Source organism: Pseudomonas sp. HD6422 (assembly GCF_025377065.1).
Classification (GTDB): Bacteria; Pseudomonadota; Gammaproteobacteria; order Pseudomonadales; family Pseudomonadaceae; genus Aquipseudomonas; species Aquipseudomonas putida_U.
Map to the genome: position 1 here is coordinate 1 of NZ_JAHWIW010000087.1, position 1,026 is coordinate 1,026.

Consider the following 1,026-nt stretch of genomic DNA (forward strand, 5'->3'; position numbering starts at 1 on the left):
CGGCCATCAGCGGACGCAGGGAGGACTTTCCGCAACCGGCCGTTCGATGCGGCACCGATGGCCTTCGCGCAGGGGTAGTGAATCCGCCAGGATTGACTTGCGCTGCCCTACCTCTCACTAGTGAGGGGCGGCAGCGCATCAAGCGGTGAGCGCACTCCGGCACCGCCAACTTTCAGCACATGCGTGTAAATCATCGTCGTAGAGACGTCGGAATGGCCGAGCAGATCCTGCACGGTTCGAATGTCGTAACCGCTGCGGAGCAAGGCCGTCGCGAACGAGTGGCGGAGGGTGTGCGGTGTGGCGGGCTTCGTGATGCCTGCTTGTTCTACGGCACGTTTGAAGGCGCGCTGAAAGGTCTGGTCATACATGTGATGGCGACGCACGACACCGCTCCGTGGATCGGTCGAATGCGTGTGCTGCGCAAAAACCCAGAACCACGGCCAGGAATGCCCGGCGCGCGGATACTTCCGCTCAAGGGCGTCGGGAAGCGCAACGCCGCTGCGGCCCTCGGCCTGGTCCTTCAGCCACCATGCCCGTGCACGCGACAGCTGCTCGCGCAGGCTGGGTGCCAAGCTCTCGGGTAACATCAAGGCCCGATCCTTGGAGCCCTTGCCCTCCCGCACGATGATCGTGCCGTGATCGAAATCCAGATCCTTGACCCGCAGTTGCAAACCCTCACTGATCCGCATGCCCGTTCCATACAGAAGCTGGGCGAACAAACGATGCTCGCCTTCCAGAAAACCGAGGATGCGAACCACTTCATCCGGGGTCAGCACCACCGGCAAGCGCCGCGACGGCCGAGGTCTTCCGATCTCCTGAAGCCAGGGCAGATCCGTGCACAGCACCTTGCCGTAGAAGAACAGCAAGGCCGCCAATGCCTGACGATGCGTGGAGACCGAAACCTTGCGCTCGTTCGCCAGCCAGGACAGAAATGCCTCGACTTCGCTGCTGCCCAAGGTTGCCGGGTGACGCACACCGTGGAAACGGATGAAGGCACGAACCCAGTGGACATAAGCCTGTTCGGTT

At 62.3% G+C, this 1,026-nt stretch carries 1 protein-coding gene; it reads right to left on the reverse strand.

All coding sequences use genetic code 11. The features are described 5' to 3' along the window. Window positions 1–107 precede the first annotated feature (107 nt). Window positions 108–1,026, reverse strand: a 919-nt coding sequence (intI1, locus tag KY379_RS27160; protein ID WP_025766410.1) for a class 1 integron integrase IntI1, incomplete at its 5' end; no start/stop codon positions are given.